Genomic DNA, 18,052 nt, shown 5'->3' with positions numbered 1-18,052 from the left:
GGCTGCCGGTCGGATCGGCGGCCCGTTTTCTTTTGGAGCAGATAAGGTGAAAGCAGACATCCATCCGGACTATCACGAGATCAATATCATCATGACCGATGGTACGGAGTTCAAGACCCGTTCTTGCATGGGCAAGGAAGGTGAGACCCTGCGTCTGGACATCGATCCGAAATCCCACCCCGCCTGGACCGGCGTGCAGCGCATCGTCGACACCGGCGGCCAGGTCGCCAAGTTCAACAAGAAATTCGCCTCGATCGGCGTCCGCAAGCGCTAAGGCGCCGCGAACCAACGAAGCTGGCAGGAGCGCCCCTTTGGGCGCTCCTTTTGTTTGGGCAAGGAAAGATAGTAAGCGCTACTTTTTGTGAACAAAAAGTAGCAAAAAAACTTTGTTATGCTGGGCCATGGGCGTTGTCAGCGACACGGCCCATAACCCAGCATAAACAAAAGTTTTTGCGCCGCTTTTTTCAAAAAGCGGCCTCTTTCTTAATCTCGTGCCGCCAGCGCGGCGCGGTATTGTTTGATGTGCTGTTGCTGTTCCTGGAAATTATCGGCGAACACATGTCCGCCGGTGCCGGTGGCGACGAAGAACAGCGCCTGGCTTTGCGCCGGGTGCAGCACCGCCTGGATCGCCGCGATGCCGGGCGTGGAAATCGGCCCCGGCGGCAGGCCGGCATACATATAAGTATTATAAGGCGAAGGGTTGGCGAGGTCGGCGCGGGTGACCGGCTGGCCGCCGGAAACCCGGCCGGCGGTGGCGGCGAAGATCACCGTGGGGTCGGCTTGCAGCCGCATTCCCCGGGCCAGACGGTTCTCATACACCGCGGCGATTTCCGGCAGTTCGGCGGCCAGCGGGGTTTCCTGCTGCACGATCGAGGCCAGGGTCAAAGCCTGCTGGGGTGAGGTGAGGGGGATCGACGGGTCCCGCGCCGCCCAGGTGGTTTGCAAAGCCTGGCGCATCGCGGCCTCGGCCCGGAGCAGAATCGCCGGGCGGGGTGTGCCCCAGGTAAAATCGTAAGTTTGCGGCAGCACCGTGCCATCGGGCGGCGGCGCCACGTGGCCGCTCGCCTTCGGGGCGGCATTGAGGATCGCGGCCAGCTGCGCGCCGGTCAGCCCCTCGGGGAAGGTCACCTGATGTTCCACCGGGGCCGCGTGGCGCAGGATTTCGAGGATTTCGCGCAGGCTGGCGCGGGCGGGGAAGCGGAATTCGCCGGCATGGATCGGCCCGTCATGCCGCGTGGCCCAGGCGGCGGCGCGGAAGAGCAGGCCGTGGCGGATCGCCCCGGCGCGCCGCAGCACGGAGGCGGTGTCGGCGGCGGGGCCTTCGGGAATGACGATATCCTGCGCCTGGGGCAACGGGCCGGGGGCGTTGTAGGTCTCGTCGATTTCCATCCGCCCGAGCCGGGCGACGACGAGCAGCACCGCCAGGAGCAGGACAAGCCGGCCGCGACGCAAGCTTGCTAGGGTAAACGGCATTTGGCGGGACTCGCTGGAGTCCAGGTGAATGCCTGGAATTGCTGGCCCAACTTAAGGCTGGAGCCTTCATCGTCCATGATGAAGGCCCTAGACAGCCTTCTTGAACAGGATCGAGGCATTGGTGCCGCCGAAGCCGAAGCTGTTGGACAAGACGACGTTGATCTTGCGCTCCTGCGCGGTCAGCGCCACGCGGTCGATCACGCTGGCCCGGCTCGGCTCATGCAGGTTCAGGGTCGGCGGCGCGATGCCGTCGCGAATCGCCAGGATCGAGAAGATCGTCTCGATCGCCCCAGCCGCGCCGAGCAGATGCCCGGTGGCGGATTTGGTGGAGGACATGGCCAGACCCTTGGCCGAGTCGCCGAACCAGTTTTCCACGGCCTCGAGCTCCAGATCGTCGCCCATCGGCGTGGAGGTGCCGTGCGCGTTCACATATTGCACGTCGGCCGGGCTGAGGCCGCTATGCTTGAAGGCCGCCTTCATGGCGCGGAAGGCGCCGTCATGGTGTTCGGCCGGGGCGGTGATGTGGTGCGCGTCGCCGGACATACCGTAGCCGGCGATCTCGGCATAGATTTTCGCGCCGCGCTTCTTGGCGTGCTCGTATTCTTCCAGCACCACAACGCCCGAACCTTCGCCCATGACAAAACCGTCGCGGTCCTTGTCCCAGGGGCGCGAGGCTTCGGCCGGGCGGTCGTTGAAGGCGGTGGAAAGGGCGCGGGAGGCGCAGAATCCGGCAATGCCGAGCGGATTCACCGCGGCCTCGGCGCCGCCGGCGACCATCACATCGGCATCGCCGAAGGCGATCAGGCGGGCGGCGTCACCGATCGCGTGCACGCCGGTGGCGCAGGCGGTGACGGCGGAATGGTTGGGGCCTTTCAGCCCGTATTTGATGGAGACCTGGCCGGAGATCAGGTTGATCAGGGCCGAGGGGATGAAAAACGGCGACAGGCGGCGGGCGCGGCCCTCGTGCACGGTGATCGAGGCGTCGTAGATGGTCTGCAGACCGCCGATGCCCGAGCCGATCATCACGCCGGAGACGTATTTCTCTTCCTCGGTCTTCGGTTCCCAGCCGGAGTCTTGCATCGCCTGCGTCGCCGCGACGATGCCGTGATGGATGAAGCGATCCATCTTTTTGACTTCCTTGACCGGAATCCATTCCGACAGGTCGAGCTTGCCCTCGGCGGCGGGACCCGCGGGCACCTGGCCGGCAATTTTCGCCGTCAGCTCCGTGGTGTCGAAGGACTCAATGGCGCTGATCCCGGACTCTCCGTTGATCAGCCTCTTCCAGACATGTTCGACGCCAACCCCCAGCGGGCTGACGATTCCCATCCCTGTTACGACAACACGGCGCATGCGAACTCCTTGGACGGCTTCAGAAAGTCGAAAGATTACTCGGCTTTCTGCTTCTCGATGTACTCGATCGCGTCTTTGACGGTGGTGATCTTCTCGGCGGCGTCTTCGGGGATTTCCACGCCGAAGGCTTCTTCGAACGCCATCACCAGCTCGACGGTATCGAGGGAGTCGGCACCCAGATCATCGATGAAGGAGGCTTCAGGGGTCACCTTGCCTTCGTCGACGCCGAGATGCTCGACAACAATCTTCTTAACCTTGTCGGCGATTTCGCTCATTTAGTTTCACTTTCATGCGTCTGGTGTGGCGAATACCGGTGGCGCGCCAGGCATGCCATCGGCTTGTGTCGTTAATCTTTAACGTGGCGGCGCTTAGCATGGTTCATTGCGTCGCGCCAACTCGTTAAATCATGGCCATTCCGCCATTCACGTGCAGCGTGGCGCCGGTGACCCAGCCGGATTCTTCGGCGGCAAGATACACCACGGCGGCGGCGATGTCGGCAGGGGTGCCGAGTCGGCCGAGCGGAATTTTCGCGGCGAGGTCGCTTTTGTGCGCATCGCTCAGCACCTCGGTCATCGCCGTGGCGATGAAGCCCGGCGCGATCAGGTTCACGGTGATGCCGCGCGAGGCCACTTCCTGCGCCAGCGCCTTGGTCAGGCCGATCAGCCCGGCCTTTGCCGCGGCATAATTGGCCTGGCCCCCATTGCCGGTGCTGCCGACCACGGAGCCGATATTGATGATCCGTCCGGCGCGGCGGCGCAGCATGAATTTCAGCGCCGCGCGGCTGAGGCGGAAAGGGGCGGCGAGATCGACGTCGAGCACCTTCTCCCAGTCCGCATCGCTCATGCGCAGGGCCAGGCCATCCTTGGTCAGTCCGGCATTGTTGACGAGAATGTCGATCCTGCCCATCGCCGCCTCGGCCGCGGCGATCAGCTCGGAGGCGGCTTCCGCCTGGGAGAGATCGGCGGGCAGCACATGCACGCGGTCGCCCAACTCTGCGGCCAGGGCGTCCAGTGCCTCGCGCCGCGTGCCGGAGAGCGCCACCATGGCGCCCTGGCCATGCAAAGCGCGGGCGATTCCGGCGCCGATGCCGCCGGAGGCGCCGGTCACCAGCGCCGTCTTACCTGTCAGATCAAACATTACAGAACCTTCAGCAAAGCTTCGATGTCGGCCGGCGAACCGGCGGAATGGGTGGTCGCCTCCGGGGCGATGCGCCGCACCAGCCCGGCCAGCACCTTGCCGGTGCCGAGTTCGACGAAACGGGTGATGCCCATGTCGATGATCGCCTGCACGCTCTCGCGCCAGCGCACCGTGGCGGTGACCTGGTTCACCAGCAGGTCGCGAATCTCGGTCGGGTCGGTCGCCTTGGCGGCGCTGACATTGGCGATCAGCGGGACGATCGGCGTGCGCGGGGGGGTGTTGGCGAAGGCTTCCGCCATCGCGTCGGCGGCCGGCGCCATCAGCGCGCAGTGGAACGGGGCGGAAACCGGCAGCAGCAGCGCGCGCTTCACGCCCTGCGCCTTGGCGATCTCGATCGCCCGCTCGATCGCGCCTTTGTGGCCGGAAATCACCACCTGGCCGCCGCCATTATCGTTGGCGCAGCCGACGACCTCGCGGCCGTCGGGGCCCATTTCCGCTTCGGCGCAGATGTCCCGCGCCTGTTCCAGTTCCACGCCGAGCAGGGCGGCCATGGCGCCGTGGCCGGGCGGCACGGCGCGCTGCATGGCCTGGCCGCGCAGGCGGAGCAGCAGCGCGCTCTCGGCCACGGAGAAGGAATTCGCCGCGGCCAGGGCGCTGTATTCGCCGAGCGAATGCCCCGCCACCACCGCCGCCTTGTCCTTGAGCGCAATGCCGCCTTCCACCTGAAGGACCCTCAGCACGGCCAGCGAGGTCGCCATCAGTGCCGGCTGCGTGTTTTCCGTGAGGGTCAACTCCTCGAGCGGCCCTTCGAACATCAGCTTGGAAAGCTTCTGCTTGAGAACCTCGTCGACTTCCTCGAACACTTCGCGCGCCGCGCCGAAGGCTGCGGCCAGATCCCGGCCCATGCCCACGGCCTGGCTGCCTTGTCCCGGAAAAATAAAGGCGTGAACCGCCATGCATCGTCTCCTAAAGATCGCCGGGCCGAATGCTGCGCCGCGCCTGATCGCTAATCCAAGTCCGGCGCACCTAGCATGAGCCCGGCGTGAGTCAAAATTCGTGGCTAAATTAAGGCGAGAGCGGCCAGCGCCCGGCGCATCTCCTCGGGGATTTCCGCGCCGCTCGTGCCGGTGGCGGCGGCAAGGTCCGCTGGGGCGTCGGCCGGTTCGAGATAGCGCCAGCCCTGGAACGCCTTCACGGCGCGGGCCTGCACACGGACCAGGGCCGGATCCAGCACCAGCCCGGCGCAGCGTGCGCCGTCATCCCAATGGTCTTCAATGATATCCAGAACGCGCTGGCGGGCCAGGACGACGCCGCCGATCACCCAGTAGATCGAGCCCCCCGCGCAGAGCTCTTGTGCCCGTTTCGGGCTGTTGCGGGTCCGGTGGCGCAACGGCGGATCGGCTTCGCGCCGTGCCGCCTGAAGCGCCGCGAGGTGCGCAACATCGCGCACCCCGACAGCAAGTTTGATCAGATGAACCAATCAGTCTCCCAAGAGTTAGTTCTTGGACTTGTCGACCAGCGCGTTCTTGGAGATCCAGGGCATCATGCCACGCAGCTTGGCGCCCACTTCCTCGATCGGGTGCGACGACATCGCCCGGCGCATCGCCTTGAAATTGGTCTGGTGGACCTTGTTTTCCAGCATCCAGTCGCGGGTGAAGCGGCCGAGCTGAATGTCCGCCAGGACCTTCTTCATCTCCGCCTTGGTCTCGGCCGTGACGACGCGCGGGCCGGTCACGTATTCACCATATTCGGCGGTGTTGCTGATCGAGTAGTTCATGTTGGCGATGCCGCCTTCATAGATCAGGTCGACGATCAGCTTCACTTCGTGCAGGCACTCGAAATAGGCCATTTCCGGCGCGTAGCCGGCTTCCACCAGCGTCTCGAAGCCGGCCTTGATCAGCTCGACCAGGCCGCCGCACAGCACCGCCTGCTCGCCGAACAGGTCGGTCTCGCACTCTTCCTTGAAGGTGGTCTCAATGATGCCGGCGCGCCCGCCGCCATTGGCGGAAGCGTAGGAGAGGGCGATGTCCAGCGCGTTGCCGGTCGCGTCCTGCGCCACGGCGACCAGGCTCGGCACGCCGCCGCCCTTCAGATACTCACCGCGCACGGTGTGGCCGGGGCCCTTCGGCGCGACCATGAACACGTCGATGTCGGCGCGCGGCTCGATCAGGTTGAAATGCACGTTCAGGCCGTGCGCGAAAGCCAGCGCCGCGCCCGGGCGCAGGTTGGGAGCCAGATGCTCACGGTACAGGTCGGCCTGGCCTTCATCCGGGGTAAGGACCATCACCACATCAGCCCATTTCGCGGCGGCGGCCGGGTCCATCACCTTCAGCCCCGCGCCCTCGGCCTTGGCGATCGCCGCCGAGCCCGGACGCAGTGCCACGACCAGCTCTTTCACGCCGCTATCTTTCAGGTTCAGCGCATGGGCATGGCCCTGGCTGCCATAGCCGACGATGGCGACCTTCTTGCTCTTGATCAGGTTCACGTCGGCGTCACGGTCGTAATAAACGCGCATAATGCTGCTGTCCTTGGTTTGGGTCGAAAACTGCCCCGTTGCCTATTCTCTTTTTCCGGTCCTGTCACGTCGGGGCGTATGCGAAAATGCACGTCGGATGGCTGTTATGCGCAATGTTATTGCGAAATGTTTTTGATTATTAGAATTAAAAGAAAGGAGCCGCTTTTTGAAAAAAGCGGCGCAAAAACTTTTTTGAAACGGGACCGGGGGCGGTGAAACCAACACGGGTTAAAATTTTAAATTGCGGCTTTTATTGTGTACGGGATTTCCGTACCATATTTTATGGCCGATCGGTTCGATCCCGTGAAAGACGCTGCCAACCAAGCCAAACATGGTTTGCCCTTGGCCTTCGGCGACGAGATTTTCAGAGACGAGAACCACCTGATTGTGCCGTCCATCCGCGAGCGGGATGGAGAGGAACGGTTCAAGGTCATCGGGCTGGTTGGTGAGAAGCTGTTCACGGGCATCTTCGTTTGGCGTGAAGACCTGCCGCGTTTTATGTCCGTAAGGAGGAGCAATGATGGCGAAGAGCGAGCGTATCGTTCTGCCGGCTGATCCGGCAGACGCTGAGGATTTTGACGTAACGGCTGCGGCGATGGATCGCGGGCAGCGGGCGCGGCTGATCCGGCAGACGCGGACCAAAATGGGTCTGTCCCAGCCGGAGTTTGCGGCACGCTTTCATGTGCCCGTGGGAACATTACGCGACTGGGAGCAGGCCCGGGCTACCGCGCCTGACTTTGCCATCGCCTATATCAAAGTGATCGCCCAGTTTCCCGAGATCGTGGCCAAAGCGGTGGCATGGTAGGCCTGCGGCGGCGAAACCAGCACGGCCCAGAATAACAAAGTTTTTTTGCTTCTTTTTGTTCACAAAAAGAAGCGCTTCCTCGCTTTAGCCGATCGTCTTCGTCCCGCGTGCGATTGCCGCCACGCCGGTGCGGGAGACTTCCGCCAGGCCCAGCGGCCGCATCAGTTCGAGGAACGCGTCGAGCTTGTCGGTGGCCCCGGTCAGCTCGAAAATGAAGCTTTCCGTGGAGGCGTCGATCACCCGGGCGCGGAATGCATCGGCCAGGCGCAGCGCTTCCTGCCGCGCCTCGCCGGCGCCGATCACCTTGATCAGCGCCAGTTCGCGGGCCAGATGCGGGCCTTCCATGGTCAGGTCCAGCACTTTGTAGACCGGCACCAGCCGGTACAACTGCGCCTTGATCTGCTCGATCACCATGTCCGTGCCCGTGGTCACGACCGTGATGCGGCTCTTGCTGAGGTCGCGTTCCACCGGCGCCACGGTCAGGCTGTCGATATTATAGCCGCGGCCGGAGAACAGCCCGATCACCCGCGCCAGCACGCCGGCCTCATTCTCCACCAGCACCGAGATGGTGGCGGAACGCATCGAAGTATCGGAGGACATCAGACCAGCACCATTCCTTCATCGGTGACGCTCTTGGCGGCCAGGCCGTTGGCGCTGTGCTCGGGGCCGAGCAGCATCTCGTTATGCGGCGCGCCCGAGGGGATCATCGGGAACACGTTTTCCTTTTCGTCGACGCAGATATCGGCGATCACCGGCCGGTCCACGGCGAGCATTTCGGCGATCACCCGGTCCAGGTCATCGGTGGTCTCGGCGCGTAGGCCGACGGCGTGGAAACTCTCGGCGAGCTTCACGAAATCGGGCAGGGCCTCCGAGTAGCTTTCGGAATAACGGCTGCCATGCAGCAATTCCTGCCACTGGCGCACCATGCCCATATAGCGGTTGTTGAGGATGAAAATCTTCACCGGCAGGCGGTACTGCGCCAGCGTGCCCATTTCCTGGATGTTCATCAGGATGCTGGCCTCGCCGGCAATGTCGATGACCAGCGCGTCGGGGTGCGCGACCTGCACGCCCATCGCCGCCGGCAGGCCGTAGCCCATGGTGCCGAGCCCGCCCGAGGTGAGCCAGTGATTGGGCTGGTCGAATTTGAAATGCTGCGCCGCCCACATCTGATGCTGGCCGACTTCGGTGCTGATAAAGGTCTCGCGTCCGCGGGTCGCCTTATAGAGCTGCGAAATGGCGTATTGCGGCTTGATGATGCTGCCTTTTTCCAGGCGCTGCGCGAAGCGCAACGAGTCCTTCGACCGCCAGCCCTCGATCTGCGCCCACCATTGCGCCAGCGCGGCGCGGTCTTGCGCATGCGTGTCGGCCTTCCAGGCGGCGATCAGCGCGCGCAGAATTTCCGCCGCGTCGCCGACGATCGGCACATCCACCATCACCGCCTTGTTGATGCTGGACGGGTCGATATCGGCGTGGATCTTCTTGGAATTGGGGCTGAACGCGTTCAGCCGCCCGGTCACGCGGTCATCGAACCGCGCGCCGATATTCAGCATCATGTCGCAATCATGCATCGCGAGGTTGGATTCGTAAGTGCCGTGCATGCCCAGCATGCCGAGGAACTGCTTGTCGTTGGCCGGATAGGCGCCGAGCCCCATCAGGGTGGAGGTGATCGGAAAGCCGGTGAGTTGCACGAAGTCCCGCAGCAGCCCGGAGGCTTCGGTGCCGGCATTGATGACGCCGCCGCCGGAATACACCACCGGCCGGGTGGCGCGCTTGAGCAGCGCCACCGCCTCGGCGATGCGCTGCGGGTCCGGCGCGGTGCGCGGCCGGTAGCTGCGATGCGGGGCAGAATTCGGCTCCTGGTATGGCGCCGGGTTGATGAGAATGTCCTTGGGCAGGTCGATCAGCACCGGGCCGGGGCGGCCGGTGCGGGCCACATGGAATGCCTCATGCACCACGCGGGCGAGGTCGCCCGAGCGCTTCACCAGATAATTATGCTTGGTTGCCTGGCGCGTGATGCCGGTGGTGTCGGCCTCCTGGAACGCGTCGTTGCCGATCAGATGCGTCGGCACCTGGCCGGTCAGGCAGACCAGAGGGATGCTGTCCATCAGCGCATCCACCAGCCCGGTCACCGCGTTGGTCGCGCCTGGGCCGGAGGTGACGAGCACCACGCCCACCTTGCCGGTGGAGCGGGCATAGCCCTCGGCGGCATGCACCGCCGCCTGCTCGTGCCGCACCAGGATGTGGCGGATTTCGTTCTGCTGGAAAATCGCGTCGTAGATCGGCAGGACCGCGCCGCCCGGATAGCCGAAAATAACCTCGACGCCCTGCGCCTTGAGGGCCCGCAACAGGGCCTCCGCGCCTGACTTCATCAGCTCGGTGGTGGTGGTGGTGCCGTCCATGACTATCTCGCGATGCTCAAACCCATGATCCCGCACTGCTACCCACTCTGGTCCGGCGGGTCAACTCTCATTGTTTATAAAATTATCAAACTCCGCGATATTTCTTTCCGAAAATTGCTTTAAACCCTCGATTCTAGATTGTATTATTTGCATGGCTGCGCTGTCGACCAGTTTCTGGTGGCGGAACCATGTCATTTGCCGCTTGGTGTACTGGTGGGTCGCGAGGATCGCGCGCGCGGCGGCATCCTCGCACGACATCTCCCCGCGCAGGAAGGCGGCGAGCTCCGGCACTCCATGCGCGCGCAGCAGCGGCAGGTCCGGGGGCAGGTTGCGCGCCAGCAGTGCGCGCACCTCCTCGACCGCCCCTTGCGCCAGCATGGCGGCGAATCTGTGCGCGATCGCCGCGCGCAAATCCTCGCGCGGCGGGTCCAGCAGGATCATGCGCATCCGCCAGCCGGTCAGCTTCTCGGTCGTCTCCACCTGCCAGCTCGCCAGGCCGCGCCCGGTGCCGAGCAGAACCTCGTACGCGCGGGCGACGCGCTGGCTGTCGCCCGGTTTCAGCCGCGCCGCCGTTGCCGCGTCGAGCCGGGCATGCACCGCTTCCGCGCCCTGTTCGGCCAGTAAACGTCTCGCCTCGGCCCGCGCCGCTTCCGGCACTTCCGGCACCGCGGCGATGCCGTTCACCAGCGCGGAAAAATACATGCCCGTGCCGCCGCACAAAATCGGCAGGGCGCAGGCCTCCATTTCCTTGAGCGCCGCTTCTCGCCACCAGGCGGCATTGGCCGGCTCCGTGGCGGCGCGCACCCCATAGAGACGATGCGGCGCGAGCGCTTCGTCCGCGGGTGAGGGGCGGGCGGTGACGATGCGCAGTTCCGCATAGCATTGCATGGCGTCGGCATTGATCACCGTGCCGCCCAGCCGTTGCGCCAGCGCCAGGGCCAAAGCCGATTTGCCGCTCGCGGTCGGCCCGGCAATGATCAACGCCGGGCGTTCGCTTGCCCTTGCCCCCCGCTCTGTCCTACCAGTCGCGCCCATGTCTTCCATTGTCATTCTGGTTGCCAACCGGCAAGCCGGGCCTCTTACCCAAGCCGAAGCCGAGCGCGCCCGCGATGCCAGCGCCGGCATGCATCTCAACTGGCTGAGCCCCGGCCAGGCCGTGGAATTCACCACCGCGCGGCCTTTGGAGCCGGCGGCGCTCAAACATGTTCTGACCCATCAGGCAGTGGACGTGTTCGTCACCAAATTCCGCGGCCGCCGCAAGGCGGTGCTGGTGGCGGACATGGACAGCACCATGGTGAAGGCCGAGACGCTGGACGAACTCGCCGCCTATGCCGGGCTCAAAGACCAGATCGCCGCGATCACCAGGCGCTCGATGAACGGCGAGCTCGATTTCGCCACGGCCCTGCGCGAGCGTGTGGCGATGCTGAAGGGGCTGGACCTCACGGCGCTGGAGCGCACCTGGAGCGCCATCGAATATTGCCCCGGCGCAAAAACCCTGATCGCCACCATGAAGCAGTTCGGCGCCACCACGGCCCTGGTCTCCGGCGGGTTCACCTTCTTTACCGCCCGGGTCGCCGCCGAGCTGGGCTTCGACCTGCATCGCGCGAACGTGCTGTTGGACAACGGCTCACAGCTGATCGGCGAGGTGGCTGAGCCGATTCTCGACCGCGACGCCAAGCTCGCCACGCTGAAGGAGCTGGCGGAGAAGCGCAGTGTGAAACTCGCCGCGACCTTGGCGGTGGGCGACGGCGCCAACGACCTTGCGATGCTGCGCGAGGCCGGGTTGGGTGTCGCCTATTACGCCAAACCGGTGGTGGCCGAGCAGGTGCAGAACCGAATCGAACATACAGACTTGACGTCCTTGCTCTTCGCACAAGGTTATCCGGCAAGTTCTTTCAAAGGATATGAGGCATGAAGACGCGGGCGGCGGTCGCGCGGGCACCTGGCAAGGTCCTGTCGCTGGAGACTGTGGACATCGAGGGGCCGAAGGCGGGCGAGGTGATGGTGGAAGTAAAAGCCGCCGGCATCTGCCATACGGATGAATACACGCTTTCCGGCGCTGACCCGGAAGGGCTGTTTCCGGCGATCCTTGGCCATGAGGGCGCCGGGATCGTCGTCGAGGTCGGGCCGGGCGTGACCAGCCTGAAAAAAGGCGACCACGTCATCCCGCTCTACACGCCGGAATGCCGCAACTGCAAATCCTGCCTGTCGCGCAAGACCAATCTTTGCACCGCGATCCGCACCACCCAGGGCAAGGGCGTCATGCCGGACGGCACCTCGCGTTTCTCCTGCGACGGCGCGCCGGTGATGCATTATATGGGCTGCTCGACCTTCGCGAATTTCACGGTGCTGCCCGAGATCGCGTTGGCCAAAGTGCGTGAGGACGCGCCGTTCGAGAAGATCTGCTATATCGGCTGCGGCGTCACCACCGGTATCGGCGCGGTGTTCAACACCGCGAAAGTGCAGCCGGGCGACAATGTGGTGGTGTTCGGCCTCGGCGGCATCGGCCTCAACGTGATCCAGGGCGCGCGCATCGCCGGCGCCAACATGATCATCGGCGTGGACCTGAATAACGGCCGCAAGGACATGGCGGAAAAATTCGGTATGACGCATTTCGTCAATCCGGCGGAAATCGGCGAGGATCTGGTGCCCTATCTCGTCAACCTCACCGATGGCGGCGCGGATTATTCCTTCGAATGCATCGGCAATGTCAAAGTCATGCGCCAGGCGCTGGAATGCACGCATCGCGGCTGGGGCACCTCGATCATCATCGGCGTCGCCGGCGCCGGGCAGGAAATTTCCACCCGCCCGTTCCAGCTCGTGACCGGGCGCAACTGGCGCGGCACCGCCTTCGGCGGCGCGCGCGGCCGCACCGATGTGCCGAAAATCGTCGACTGGTACATGGACGGCAAGATCAACATCGACGATCTCATCACCCATGTGATGCCCTTCGAAAAAATCAACGAAGGATTTGAACTGATGCGCAAAGGCGAAAGCATCCGCTCGGTCGTGACGTACTAAGAAAGAAGAAAAGAGCTTCTTTTTTGAAAAAAAGAAGCAAAAAACTTCTTTAAACTTTGGGCCCGCGCCGCTTCAGCGTCACGGGCCCAAATTCATGAAAGTTTTTGCGCCGCTTTTTTCAAAAAGCGGCTACTTTCTTAAGCCGGAACGACGTCCTGCACGGTACGTGAGAACTTCGCGATCGTTTCGGGCGAGAGGTTCAACGTCTGCTGCACCATCGCCGACGGCGTATGTGCCAACCAGTCCGTGAGCGAGATTTCCTCATACTTGTTGGTCTTGAAGATCTCCATGAAGACGAGGTCATCGGTGCCGGTATTCTCGACATAATGGCCGAAATTCTTAGGCACGTAGCCGACGTCGCCAGGATTGAAGTCAGCGGTGATGGCTTTCGGCCCGACATTGAACAAGGTCATCCGGCCGGTACCCTTGATGAAGTACTGCCATTCGTCGGCGGTTGGATGCCAGTGCATCTCGCGCATGCCGCCGGGCTTCACTGTCACCAAAGCTGACGCGACGGTGGTCGCCGCCTTGAAGTTGGTGCTGTCCTGGATCTGCACCATGCCGCTCTTGGTCTGCTTGTTCGGCTTCATCGAAGACAGGCGGAACACGAACGGGTTCGGCACCGGGCCGGCGCCCGGCATGATCTCGTTCACGTCATTGGCAAGCGGGCCCGGCACCTTGCCCTGGAAAATCCAGCGCTGTTGCAGCGGAATATTGGCGAAGGCCGATTCCGGCACGCCGAAATTCTTCGCCAGAACTTCCGGCGGGGTATGCGCGATCCATTCGGAGACCAGCAGCGTATTGTTTTCCGAGGAGGCGCCATTGTCGAAGGCGATGACGAATTCGCAGCCATCCGGCCCGAGACCCTGCAGTGAATGCGGCACGCCGGCGGGGAAGTACCAGAGATCGCCGGCCTTCACGTCATCGACGAAGGCGTGGCCGTTCTGGTCCACCGCGGTCACACGGCAGCTGCCATAGACCATCACCGCCCATTCGGCCTGCTGGTGCCAGTGCAGTTCGCGAATGCCGCCGGCGCCGAGGCGCATGTTCACGCCCGCGATATCTTTCGAGATCGGGAACATTTCGGTGTTCACCTGGCGTGCCCAACCGCCGCCCTGCACGCGCTTCGGCGCGAGGTTGAAGGACGACCAGAACGCCGGCAAGCCGCCGACATCGGTGGGCGGGGGATTGCCGAACGATGCAACCTGGGAGGCCATTACCGGGTCCTGCGGTCCGGGCTCGGCGAAAGCGCCAGGGGTGGAATTCATCTGGCCTTGCGGCGGCATGTCGGGATTGCCGAACACGCCGGCCGCATGCGCCGCCGCCGTCGCGGTCAGCGCGCCGCCCGCGGCGCCGGCCGCCAAAATCTTGCGTCTGGAAAATTGGGACATTTTTACCCTCGTGGATGATCAGGTCGTGTGAAGTGACCTGGCGGGCAAACTGCGCACGCGTCCGGGGGTTTTGCAATCAAACTGACATCAACTCACGGCCGGGAACGGCGCGCGCGGCATCGATGGGATTGATCAATTCATCAATAACGCAAATGACATTTTGGGAAATGCCAGCATCGATTGTGCAACATTTTGTTACATTTTGACGGCATATAGTTACTTATGAGATCAGTTTAATATGCATGCATAGAATATTCAATATATGGATTGAACATAATCGAAAAAAACAGAATCGCAAAAAAAACGGCGCCGGAAGCCGGCGCCGTGGAAAGAGGGGAGCTCGAAAAAACTCAGCCGCCGCCGTAACGGGTCAGCATCTCGCGCAACGGGTTGGCACCGGGATTGGCGCCCTGCATGTTGACGACGATCTGCCGCGCATCGAGCGGCGCGCCGTAATAATGCTGGTCGGTACCGGCATCGTCGGAGAGAATCGCGCCGGAGAGCGAGATGCCGCCATACAGCCCCTCGCTCTTCGAGAAGCTGACAATGTCGGCATCGAGCGCGGTGGACATCGCGCCGTTGACGCCGGCCCCCAGCGTCGCCACGGTGAGCCCGGCATCGGCGCCGATCTTGAACTGGCTGTTCAGCAGCGCGTTCAGCCCGCCCTCGGTCATCACCATCATCATCACTTGCGCGCTCTGGATGCCGATTTGCAGCCCGAAGCTGCCGCTGCCCATGGTGTAGAAGGCCGGGTCGGACCAGCCGCCATTGATGCCGCGCGCCACCATCACGCAACCGCCGCCTTCACCGCCGAACATGAAGCCGGCGCGGAAAATATTCGGGCACACCACCACCGCCTTGGCGTGGCGCAGAAATTGTGCCGCTTCATGGCCTTCGCTGCTGTCCATCATGCTTTCGACGGAGAGCGTCGCGCTGTCCACCAGATGCTGCGGCGGGTCGGCATAGGCCGCGAGCGGGGTGGCCAGGGTTGCGGCCGCGGTGGCGGCCAGCAGCAGGCGGTTCATGGCGAGGCTCCTTGCAGTTGCTTCACATTGTTGTGCGCCCCGGAATTTGCGGGCGCGTCGTTCGCGACGCAAGCCGGCGCGGCGAAATGTTCATTCACGGAAATCACCCGCCAACCGTTCTTGTGGTGCTCAAGCCGGGTGAGGGAAATGTTTTCGACCGACAGGCATAAGGCCTGGTGCGCGGAGAGGCCGAGCGCATGGGCGATGGCGGCGCGGATCGCCCCGCCATGGCTCACGATGATCGTATCACGCCCCTCGGCGCTGGCCAGCAGCCCCTCTAGCCCCGCGCCCACGCGCTGGATCATGTCGTCGAAACACTCGCCGCCGGGCGGCGTCTCGGTGGCATGGATCGGCCAGAACGGGTGCCGACCGCCGGCCGGGCGCGTGTCGAAATGCGCGATCGGCGTGCCTTGCAGCGCGCCGAAATTCTGTTCCACGAAGGCGGCGTCGAGCAGCGGCGTCTGCGCCGGATAGCCGGCGCGGACCAAAGCCGCAGCGGTCGCCTGCGTGCGCATCAGTGGGGTGCAGACCAGCCGCGCCGGGCGGGGCAGGCGGGTGGCCAGCGCCGCATAGGCAGGGGCATCCGCCGCCATGGTCGTATCGCAGACCGGTACGTCGTCGGTCCCGTACAGGCGCGTGAGGGAATCGGCGTGGACCCGGGCGTGACGGATCAACCAGAAGCGATGCAGCAAAGACTTACTCCCCAATGGATATGAGGGCGCCGCGGATGCGGGCGCGGCGGAATTCCCCGCCGAACACCGCGATCGCCGCGAGCATCCACACAATGTTGAGCGCGATCGCCACGGTCAGATCCGGCCAGTCCGTGGCGTGTTGGAACAAGGCCGACCGCATGCCGGCGAAAATATGCGCCGACGGCAGAGCCAGCGCCACCGGCTGCAGCCAGACCGGCAGGGCCGTGACCGGATAGAACACGCAGGCCAGCGGCGTGATGCCGAAGGCGATGGTCCAGGCCAAGGCCTCGGCGCCCGCTCCATAGCGGAACAGCAGCGCGACGATGGCCAACGCGATCCACCAGCCCATGAACATCAAATTGACAAAAAACAGAAATAAGACAGGCCCTAACAGCAGAATATTATAATGATATAGCAGGTAGGCGATGATTGTGGCAGGAAACAGGCCGATCAATGTCCGGATCAAGGACACCGCCAGCAGCGAGGCCACCATTTCCCCCGGGCGCAGAGGGCTGACGAAAATATGCCCGAGATTGCGCGACCAGATCTCCTCCAGAAAGGTGAAGGTCACCCCGAGCTGGCCGCGCAGCGTGATCTCCCACAGCAGCACGCCGGCGAGCAGCGCCCCCGCCACCGCCCCGGCGCCGGGCTGGACATGCATGAAATAGCTGGCGGTAAAGCCCCAGATCAGCATGTTCAGCGTCGGCCAATAAGCGATCTCCACCGTGCGCGGCCAGGAGCCGCGATAAATCGCCACATGCCGGTAGATCATGCCCCAGATACGGCGCAGCGAGGCTTTCATGCCGCGATCTCCGGGTTGCGCGCGATGTCGAGAAACACCTGTTCGAGATCCGCCCGCCCATAGCGGGCGATCAGCTCCTCCGGCGGGCCGCGATCGACGATTTTCCCGGCCTTCATCATCAGCACCGTGTCGCATAGCCGCTCGACCTCGGCCATGTTGTGCGAGGCGAGGAGAATCGCCGCGTTCGCTTCGCGCCGGTAATCTTCCAGCACGGTGCGCACATAATCGCCGGTGTCGGGGTCGAGGCTCGCGGTCGGCTCGTCGAGGAGCAGAAGCGCAGGCTTGTTGATGAGCGCCTTGGCCAGCGCCACGCGGGTCTTCTGCCCTGACGATAGCTGGCCGGCGGGGCGGTGCAGGAATTGGCCGAGATTGAACTGCTCCGCGAGCGCGCCGATGCGCGCCTCCAGCTTCGGCACATTGTATAAATGCCCATAGACCCGCAGATTTTCCGCCACCGTCAGCCGCCCCGGCAAGGCGATATAAGGCGAGGAGAAATTCATCCGCTCCAGGGCGGCGAAACGGTCGCGCGCCATGTCGTGGCCGAGCACCGTGATGCTGCCGGCGGTCGGCACCAGCAGGCCGAGCAGCATGGAAATGGTCGTGGTCTTGCCCGCCCCGTTGCCGCCAAGCAGGCCGAGAATGCCGCCTTGCGGCAACGTGAAGGAAATATCGTCCACCGCCAATGTATGCGCGTAGCGTTTGACGAGATGCTCGACAATGATGGCGTTCATGACGCTGGGATAAGCCCTGGCAGACGAAGTGGCAAAAAGGAGAAGGGAAAGACAAGTAAAGGAAAGCGCTTCTTTTTGTGAACAAAAAGAAGCAAAAAAACTTTGTTATGCTGGGCCATGGGCGTTGTCGCTGACATAGCCTCAGGCCCGGCATAAATAAAAGTTTTTGCGGCGCTTTTTTCAAAAAGCGCCTGCTTCCTTTCTAGGCGTCGCCGATTGCTCTAAGAGCGGGGCGATGGACCCCCTGGCCCTTTATATTCATTGGCCGTTCTGCCTCGCCAAATGCCCCTATTGTGATTTCAACTCGCATGTACGGGAGCAAATTCCGCAAGGGCACATGGTCGCCGCCCTGCGCCGCGAGCTGGCTTATGAGGCGGCGCGGATCGGGCCAAGGCGCCTGACCTCGATCTTTTTCGGCGGCGGCACGCCGAGCCTGCTCGACCCGGAGAATGTCGCCGCCTTGATCAGCGATGCGACGGGGTTTTTCGCGCCGGATGAGAACATCGAGATCACGTTGGAGGCGAACCCCACCAGCATCGAGGCCGGGCGTTTTGCCGGCTACCGGGCGGCGGGGGTCAACCGCGTGTCCATCGGCGTGCAGAGTTTCGACCCGGCGGCGCTGGCGTTTCTCGGCCGGGCGCATTCGGCGGCGCAGGCGGTCGCGGCCATCGAACTCGCGCGCGGCATTTTCCCGCGTCTGTCTTTCGACCT

Annotated in this window: 21 protein-coding genes; 6 read left to right on the top strand and 15 right to left on the bottom strand. The window is 63.6% G+C overall.

Features of this window, described 5'->3' with window-relative positions; genetic code table 11:
* Positions 1-46: 46 nt before the first annotated feature.
* Positions 47-274, top strand: a complete 228-nt coding sequence (gene rpmE, locus VNC39_RS09060) for a 50S ribosomal protein L31 (protein WP_325398363.1) — start codon at positions 47-49, stop codon at positions 272-274.
* Positions 275-483: 209 nt separating this feature from the next.
* On the opposite strand, the gene mltG is transcribed toward rpmE, so the two are convergent.
* The 7 genes from mltG to ilvC all read right to left on the bottom strand — a co-directional run bounded on the left by mltG (position 484) and on the right by ilvC (position 6,475).
* Positions 484-1,473 carry an endolytic transglycosylase MltG gene (gene mltG, locus VNC39_RS09055; RefSeq protein WP_325398361.1) on the bottom strand — a complete coding sequence of 330 codons (990 nt, stop codon included), beginning with the start codon at positions 1,471-1,473 and terminating at the stop codon, positions 484-486.
* Positions 1,474-1,560: 87 nt separating this feature from the next.
* Positions 1,561-2,823, bottom strand: coding sequence for a beta-ketoacyl-ACP synthase II (gene fabF, locus VNC39_RS09050; RefSeq protein WP_325398359.1), 1,263 nt, complete (start codon positions 2,821-2,823; stop codon positions 1,561-1,563).
* A gap of 35 nt (positions 2,824-2,858) precedes the next feature.
* Positions 2,859-3,098 (bottom strand): acyl carrier protein, encoded by a 240-nt coding sequence (locus VNC39_RS09045; RefSeq protein WP_325398357.1) that lies wholly within the window; start codon positions 3,096-3,098, stop codon positions 2,859-2,861.
* A 124-nt stretch (positions 3,099-3,222) separates the two neighbouring features.
* Entirely contained in the window at positions 3,223-3,960 is a 738-nt protein-coding gene (fabG, locus tag VNC39_RS09040; RefSeq protein ID WP_325398355.1) for a 3-oxoacyl-[acyl-carrier-protein] reductase, read from the bottom strand.
* The gene (gene fabD, locus VNC39_RS09035; RefSeq protein ID WP_325398353.1) at positions 3,960-4,916 is read right to left on the bottom strand and encodes an ACP S-malonyltransferase; all 957 of its coding nucleotides are present in this window, start codon (positions 4,914-4,916) and stop codon (positions 3,960-3,962) included. The genes fabG and fabD overlap by 1 nt, the downstream gene beginning before the upstream one ends.
* A 104-nt stretch (positions 4,917-5,020) precedes the next feature.
* Positions 5,021-5,440, bottom strand: coding sequence for a DUF1489 family protein (locus VNC39_RS09030; protein ID WP_325398351.1), 420 nt, complete (start codon positions 5,438-5,440; stop codon positions 5,021-5,023).
* A 15-nt stretch (positions 5,441-5,455) separates the two neighbouring features.
* Positions 5,456-6,475 (bottom strand): ketol-acid reductoisomerase, encoded by a 1,020-nt coding sequence (gene ilvC / locus VNC39_RS09025; RefSeq protein WP_325398349.1) that lies wholly within the window; start codon positions 6,473-6,475, stop codon positions 5,456-5,458.
* A 282-nt stretch (positions 6,476-6,757) separates the two neighbouring features.
* On the opposite strand from ilvC, the gene VNC39_RS09020 reads away from it, so the two are divergent.
* Together VNC39_RS09020 and VNC39_RS09015 are read left to right on the top strand one after the other, a co-directional pair.
* The gene (locus VNC39_RS09020) at positions 6,758-7,030 is read left to right on the top strand and encodes a BrnT family toxin (RefSeq protein ID WP_325398348.1); all 273 of its coding nucleotides are present in this window, start codon (positions 6,758-6,760) and stop codon (positions 7,028-7,030) included.
* Positions 6,996-7,280, top strand: coding sequence for a helix-turn-helix domain-containing protein (locus VNC39_RS09015; protein WP_325398346.1), 285 nt, complete (start codon positions 6,996-6,998; stop codon positions 7,278-7,280). The genes VNC39_RS09020 and VNC39_RS09015 overlap by 35 nt, the downstream gene beginning before the upstream one ends.
* An 84-nt stretch (positions 7,281-7,364) precedes the next feature.
* Here the strand turns inward: VNC39_RS09015 and ilvN are convergent, their stop codons facing one another.
* Genes ilvN through miaA form a run of 3 tightly spaced genes read right to left on the bottom strand, consistent with a single transcriptional unit; the run spans position 7,365 to position 10,723 of the window.
* On the bottom strand, positions 7,365-7,880 hold the full coding sequence (gene ilvN / locus VNC39_RS09010; RefSeq protein WP_325398344.1) for an acetolactate synthase small subunit: 516 nt from the start codon (positions 7,878-7,880) through the stop codon (positions 7,365-7,367).
* The gene (locus tag VNC39_RS09005) at positions 7,880-9,679 is read right to left on the bottom strand and encodes an acetolactate synthase 3 large subunit (RefSeq protein ID WP_325398342.1); all 1,800 of its coding nucleotides are present in this window, start codon (positions 9,677-9,679) and stop codon (positions 7,880-7,882) included. Before VNC39_RS09005 ends, ilvN begins: the two co-directional genes overlap by 1 nt.
* A gap of 60 nt (positions 9,680-9,739) precedes the next feature.
* Positions 9,740-10,723, bottom strand: a complete 984-nt coding sequence (gene miaA / locus VNC39_RS09000) for a tRNA (adenosine(37)-N6)-dimethylallyltransferase MiaA (protein WP_325398413.1) — start codon at positions 10,721-10,723, stop codon at positions 9,740-9,742.
* Here miaA and serB point away from each other — a divergent pair.
* Both serB and VNC39_RS08990 read left to right on the top strand, forming a co-directional pair.
* Positions 10,713-11,594, top strand: a complete 882-nt coding sequence (gene serB, locus VNC39_RS08995) for a phosphoserine phosphatase SerB (RefSeq protein WP_325398340.1) — start codon at positions 10,713-10,715, stop codon at positions 11,592-11,594. The genes miaA and serB overlap by 11 nt on opposite strands.
* Positions 11,591-12,700: an S-(hydroxymethyl)glutathione dehydrogenase/class III alcohol dehydrogenase gene (locus VNC39_RS08990; protein ID WP_325398338.1), complete on the top strand. Its 1,110-nt coding sequence runs from the start codon at positions 11,591-11,593 to the stop codon at positions 12,698-12,700. The genes serB and VNC39_RS08990 overlap by 4 nt, the downstream gene beginning before the upstream one ends.
* A 137-nt stretch (positions 12,701-12,837) precedes the next feature.
* Here VNC39_RS08990 and VNC39_RS08985 read toward each other — a convergent pair whose 3' ends face one another.
* From VNC39_RS08985 to VNC39_RS08965, 5 genes are all read right to left on the bottom strand, one after another.
* Entirely contained in the window at positions 12,838-14,091 is a 1,254-nt protein-coding gene (locus VNC39_RS08985; protein ID WP_325398336.1) for a cupin domain-containing protein, read from the bottom strand.
* A 350-nt stretch (positions 14,092-14,441) separates the two neighbouring features.
* Complete coding sequence (locus VNC39_RS08980; RefSeq protein WP_325398334.1) at positions 14,442-15,116, bottom strand: lipid-binding SYLF domain-containing protein; 675 nt, start codon at positions 15,114-15,116, stop codon at positions 14,442-14,444.
* Positions 15,113-15,808 (bottom strand): histidine phosphatase family protein, encoded by a 696-nt coding sequence (locus VNC39_RS08975; RefSeq protein ID WP_325398332.1) that lies wholly within the window; start codon positions 15,806-15,808, stop codon positions 15,113-15,115. Before VNC39_RS08975 ends, VNC39_RS08980 begins: the two co-directional genes overlap by 4 nt.
* Positions 15,809-15,812: 4 nt before the next feature.
* The gene (locus VNC39_RS08970) at positions 15,813-16,610 is read right to left on the bottom strand and encodes an ABC transporter permease (RefSeq protein ID WP_325398330.1); all 798 of its coding nucleotides are present in this window, start codon (positions 16,608-16,610) and stop codon (positions 15,813-15,815) included.
* On the bottom strand, positions 16,607-17,341 hold the full coding sequence (locus VNC39_RS08965) for an ABC transporter ATP-binding protein (protein WP_325398328.1): 735 nt from the start codon (positions 17,339-17,341) through the stop codon (positions 16,607-16,609). Before VNC39_RS08965 ends, VNC39_RS08970 begins: the two co-directional genes overlap by 4 nt.
* A 235-nt stretch (positions 17,342-17,576) precedes the next feature.
* On the opposite strand from VNC39_RS08965, the gene VNC39_RS08960 reads away from it, so the two are divergent.
* Positions 17,577-18,052: radical SAM protein (locus VNC39_RS08960; protein ID WP_325398326.1), on the top strand; the 476-nt coding region annotated here is incomplete at its 3' end.

The sequence above is a fragment of the Acidocella sp. genome (assembly GCF_035535915.1).
Lineage (GTDB): Bacteria > Pseudomonadota > Alphaproteobacteria > Acetobacterales > Acetobacteraceae > Acidocella.
This window is presented reverse-complemented; position numbering and strand designations above follow the sequence as displayed.

What these genes read in the sequence shown, in the direction of transcription:
- mltG (WP_325398361.1), bottom strand. Translation starts at nt 1,473, where the DNA reads ATGCCGTTTACCCTAGCAAGCTTGCGTCGCGGCCGGCTTGTCCTGCTC.
- fabF (WP_325398359.1), bottom strand. Translation starts at nt 2,823, where the DNA reads ATGCGCCGTGTTGTCGTAACAGGGATGGGAATCGTCAGCCCGCTGGGG.
- VNC39_RS09045 (WP_325398357.1), bottom strand. Translation starts at nt 3,098, where the DNA reads ATGAGCGAAATCGCCGACAAGGTTAAGAAGATTGTTGTCGAGCATCTC.
- fabG (WP_325398355.1), bottom strand. Translation starts at nt 3,960, where the DNA reads ATGTTTGATCTGACAGGTAAGACGGCGCTGGTGACCGGCGCCTCCGGC.
- fabD (WP_325398353.1), bottom strand. Translation starts at nt 4,916, where the DNA reads ATGGCGGTTCACGCCTTTATTTTTCCGGGACAAGGCAGCCAGGCCGTG.
- ilvC (WP_325398349.1), bottom strand. Translation starts at nt 6,475, where the DNA reads ATGCGCGTTTATTACGACCGTGACGCCGACGTGAACCTGATCAAGAGC.
- VNC39_RS09020 (WP_325398348.1), top strand. Translation starts at nt 6,758, where the DNA reads ATGGCCGATCGGTTCGATCCCGTGAAAGACGCTGCCAACCAAGCCAAA.
- VNC39_RS09015 (WP_325398346.1), top strand. Translation starts at nt 6,996, where the DNA reads ATGGCGAAGAGCGAGCGTATCGTTCTGCCGGCTGATCCGGCAGACGCT.
- ilvN (WP_325398344.1), bottom strand. Translation starts at nt 7,880, where the DNA reads ATGTCCTCCGATACTTCGATGCGTTCCGCCACCATCTCGGTGCTGGTG.
- VNC39_RS09005 (WP_325398342.1), bottom strand. Translation starts at nt 9,679, where the DNA reads ATGGACGGCACCACCACCACCACCGAGCTGATGAAGTCAGGCGCGGAG.
- serB (WP_325398340.1), top strand. Translation starts at nt 10,713, where the DNA reads ATGTCTTCCATTGTCATTCTGGTTGCCAACCGGCAAGCCGGGCCTCTT.
- miaA (WP_325398413.1), bottom strand. Translation starts at nt 10,723, where the DNA reads ATGGAAGACATGGGCGCGACTGGTAGGACAGAGCGGGGGGCAAGGGCA.
- VNC39_RS08990 (WP_325398338.1), top strand. Translation starts at nt 11,591, where the DNA reads ATGAAGACGCGGGCGGCGGTCGCGCGGGCACCTGGCAAGGTCCTGTCG.
- VNC39_RS08985 (WP_325398336.1), bottom strand. Translation starts at nt 14,091, where the DNA reads ATGTCCCAATTTTCCAGACGCAAGATTTTGGCGGCCGGCGCCGCGGGC.
- VNC39_RS08980 (WP_325398334.1), bottom strand. Translation starts at nt 15,116, where the DNA reads ATGAACCGCCTGCTGCTGGCCGCCACCGCGGCCGCAACCCTGGCCACC.
- VNC39_RS08970 (WP_325398330.1), bottom strand. Translation starts at nt 16,610, where the DNA reads ATGAAAGCCTCGCTGCGCCGTATCTGGGGCATGATCTACCGGCATGTG.
- VNC39_RS08965 (WP_325398328.1), bottom strand. Translation starts at nt 17,341, where the DNA reads ATGAACGCCATCATTGTCGAGCATCTCGTCAAACGCTACGCGCATACA.